Source organism: Endozoicomonas sp. ONNA1, assembly GCF_024606325.1.
GTDB lineage: Bacteria > Pseudomonadota > Gammaproteobacteria > Pseudomonadales > Endozoicomonadaceae > Endozoicomonas_A.
In genome coordinates this window covers 1-2786 of sequence record NZ_JAHHPN010000427.1, presented here as the reverse complement: position 1 = coordinate 2786, position 2786 = coordinate 1, and the positions used below count along the sequence as shown (strand labels likewise).

Below are 2786 nucleotides of genomic sequence, written 5' to 3'. Positions count from 1 at the left end.
GGTTGAAAGAGGTGTCCATCAGAGGTGCCAGACCAATATCCATGGTTCTGGATGCGGTCATGGTGAGATAGTCTGGCCAAGGTATTGGGTGGAGAACCAATCTTCCTGATGGGAGCTGCTACCGTGATAAAAACAGCGAACCAGAGGCAGGGTTTCTTTTGCTATCTGGGAAGGAGGGAGAACAGCTTCTTTTTGTACCAGGAAGAAAGTCGTTTGCGATAGGGCTTTGGCAGTGTTCGATCAAGATGTGCACCCGGTATATCGTAATGACTCGTTCCATACTCCAGCGTGGGAATGCAAACCCACACCTGAAAACGGGCTCTACAGCTTGAGATGTCGTTTAAATTCAGCATGTGAGCAACTGTTTTGCCACACATGGGAACGAGCCAAAGAACCTTAAAAATTGAACAGAGTTAAATGATGTCAACAATCAAGACCTGACCCCGGTTTTCCACGAATATCTGGCTAATTCACTAGATACCTTAGGGAGTGCGTCTTTAGGTGGCTCACAGTATATCTTAGGTCTCGGCGCTCAGGCATTTGTTGCAGCAATGGATAAACCTTTATCAGCAGGTGCTCAAGATCTCATTGGTAACACAATGACAGTTGATGATGTAAAAGGGCTGAATGATGACATGGGCTCATATCTATTCATGAAGGGTGGTAATGCTTCCGATATGTTCCACGGTGATGCAGGTTTTATGCACCATGACGCTCCTGATATGGCAGAAGGAGGGGGCAACAGAGCTCTAGGTTACTTCGCATACTCTCAGGTTATTGAACCAGCAATGAAAGCAGGAAAAGAAGAGTACTCAAAAATAATGGACGCCAGAGCTGATATGATTGTGAATAAAGCAACTGAAGGATGGGGAGATCATGGAGCCGAAGAAAGAGCTCTATTCTCAGCCCTGTACAGAGGCGATATAGAAGGCACTAGAATAGCTTTGGAGGCAATTGAAGATAAATACTCAGAAAATGGGGTTCTTTCTGATTATAGAAGATCGGTGATTGATGGCATGGTTCAAGAGATGACTAACGCAACAGAATCTGGAGAACATGCACAGATAAGTATGCCTATTACCAACAGTTTGGTTATGTCTGATAGACCTATAGAGATAGAACCTTCCACACTTAAAAAATAATCCTTTTCGTCTTTTTAAAATCTAGGTTGTTATACTACAACCTAGATAGCATCTCTATAAAGAGGATCAATAGTTCCGTCATCAAGTCCAGAGATGTTTTTCAATTTATCATCTGAATCTTCTCTACAACAATACATTTTTCTTTCTGATTTCACTGTTAACCAGTAATAGATAGCAAAAGGGAGCATCCCTACTAAACTAAAGGCAAACAAGAGACTCCCTACTCCACCTAAATCAAGAAGTATTGCCAAAACCCAGCAAATCATTAGTGCTGGTTTAGAAAAGAAAAAACACAAAAGCGCATACCAAATTCTTATAGCCCCAAAGAATACAGCTCCAAAAATAAGCAGGCCTATCCCACCTACTGGGGTAAAAACCATAGATAAAATGCAAATAACTATGAAAAATAACCAAAGCGCAGCCTTGCCTTTCATTTCATTTAACCTCCTTTGTATCTACTAACAGGATCACACGCCAATCCATTTTTGCAATGATCTCATTCATTTTCTTAATGCATACTCATCACGCACCAATACAAACCGAACGCACCAAATCGAAACATAATCGCACCAATACGAAACATTATCAGAATAAACAATTCTTCTAAGAATTGTAACGGCATAACATTTCTCCATCAATGTTTCATGAAACAAGCTCTAATGTTACAGATTAATTAAAATTCAGCTTTAATTTCGGAAATTACTTATAAAGCTATTGCGCACAACGTAAACTTCTTGTAAGAATAAGCGCAGGGATTAAACATGACAAGAAATGTCAAGAAGATGGAAGTTAAAAATGACAAATCTGAACATTTTTCATCTGAACCAAGAATAACAATAGAAAGCATTCCTTCGAGTCCAAACGATCGAAGAGAATGGATAAAGTATCAGCTGAAAATACGCGGTTTGTCGTTAGCCAAACTTGCATCAAAAAGTGGCATAAGTCGGCAATGTTACTCTCAAGCTATGTATCGATCATATCCCGCTTGTGAATACAACATAGCCCTGCACCTTGGAGTCAAGCCTGCTGATCTGTGGCCTGAAAGGTACAGCAATGGACTGCCAAAAAAAGGATAAATACCATTTAATGGAAGGTACTAAATGACACGCTATATACTTCGTTTACTATTGCATTGTTGCCTCTTCTTCACGCCATTCATCCATGCATCGGACTTGGCACTGGAAGGGACACAATGGGAAACCGTAGCAAATCGACACGGTATTGATCCCTACCTGCTCTATTCTGTAGCGCTTGCTGAGAGTGCCTCCGGCAGAGGCGACAAAGGCAGTAAACAAATAAGCCCCTGGCCATGGACCCTGAGAACCTTATCCGATGCATATTATGGATTAAACAAGTCGGATGCCGAGAAAAAGTTACAGGAGATGCAGAAAACAGATAACGATTCCATTGATGTGGGTTTGATGCAGGTAAATTACCGTTATCACAAAGACAAAGTTTCCAACATCACTGACCTTCTTGATCCAGCTACCAATCTTGATGTCGGTGCCCAGATCCTTTCAACAGCTATAAAATCTTCTCCAAATGATTTGGAGCTCGGCGTTGGTCGCTATCATCATTGGAAAGATGAAACCCCGCTGTGTCAGGATAGATGTCGCCTCTTTTGATTCATGACTCTCAATAATT

General features: G+C 41.3%; 4 protein-coding genes. 3 read left to right on the top strand and 1 reads right to left on the bottom strand.

Annotation, left to right across the window (positions count from 1 at the left end; translation table 11 throughout):
• Positions 1–551: 551 nt before the first annotated feature.
• On the top strand, positions 552–1142 hold the full coding sequence (locus tag KDK19_RS09880) for a hypothetical protein (RefSeq protein WP_257291843.1): 591 nt from the start codon (positions 552–554) through the stop codon (positions 1140–1142).
• Between the two features lie 41 nt (positions 1143–1183).
• Here KDK19_RS09880 and KDK19_RS09875 read toward each other — a convergent pair whose 3' ends face one another.
• On the bottom strand, positions 1184–1576 hold the full coding sequence (locus KDK19_RS09875; RefSeq protein WP_257291842.1) for a hypothetical protein: 393 nt from the start codon (positions 1574–1576) through the stop codon (positions 1184–1186).
• A 327-nt stretch (positions 1577–1903) separates the two neighbouring features.
• Here KDK19_RS09875 and KDK19_RS09870 point away from each other — a divergent pair, with 327 nt between their 5' ends.
• Both KDK19_RS09870 and KDK19_RS09865 read left to right on the top strand, forming a co-directional pair.
• Positions 1904–2218 carry a transcriptional regulator gene (locus tag KDK19_RS09870; RefSeq protein ID WP_306801326.1) on the top strand — a complete coding sequence of 105 codons (315 nt, stop codon included), beginning with the start codon at positions 1904–1906 and terminating at the stop codon, positions 2216–2218.
• 24 nt (positions 2219–2242) lie between these two features.
• Positions 2243–2767 (top strand): transglycosylase SLT domain-containing protein, encoded by a 525-nt coding sequence (locus KDK19_RS09865; RefSeq protein ID WP_257291840.1) that lies wholly within the window; start codon positions 2243–2245, stop codon positions 2765–2767.
• Positions 2768–2786: the final 19 nt, after the last annotated feature.

Bases quoted from the DNA above. Each gene is read 5' to 3' on its own strand.
- KDK19_RS09880 (WP_257291843.1), top strand. From the start codon at position 552: ATGGATAAACCTTTATCAGCAGGTGCTCAAGATCTCATTGGTAACACA.
- KDK19_RS09875 (WP_257291842.1), bottom strand. From the start codon at position 1,576: ATGAAAGGCAAGGCTGCGCTTTGGTTATTTTTCATAGTTATTTGCATT.
- KDK19_RS09870 (WP_306801326.1), top strand. From the start codon at position 1,904: ATGACAAGAAATGTCAAGAAGATGGAAGTTAAAAATGACAAATCTGAA.
- KDK19_RS09865 (WP_257291840.1), top strand. From the start codon at position 2,243: ATGACACGCTATATACTTCGTTTACTATTGCATTGTTGCCTCTTCTTC.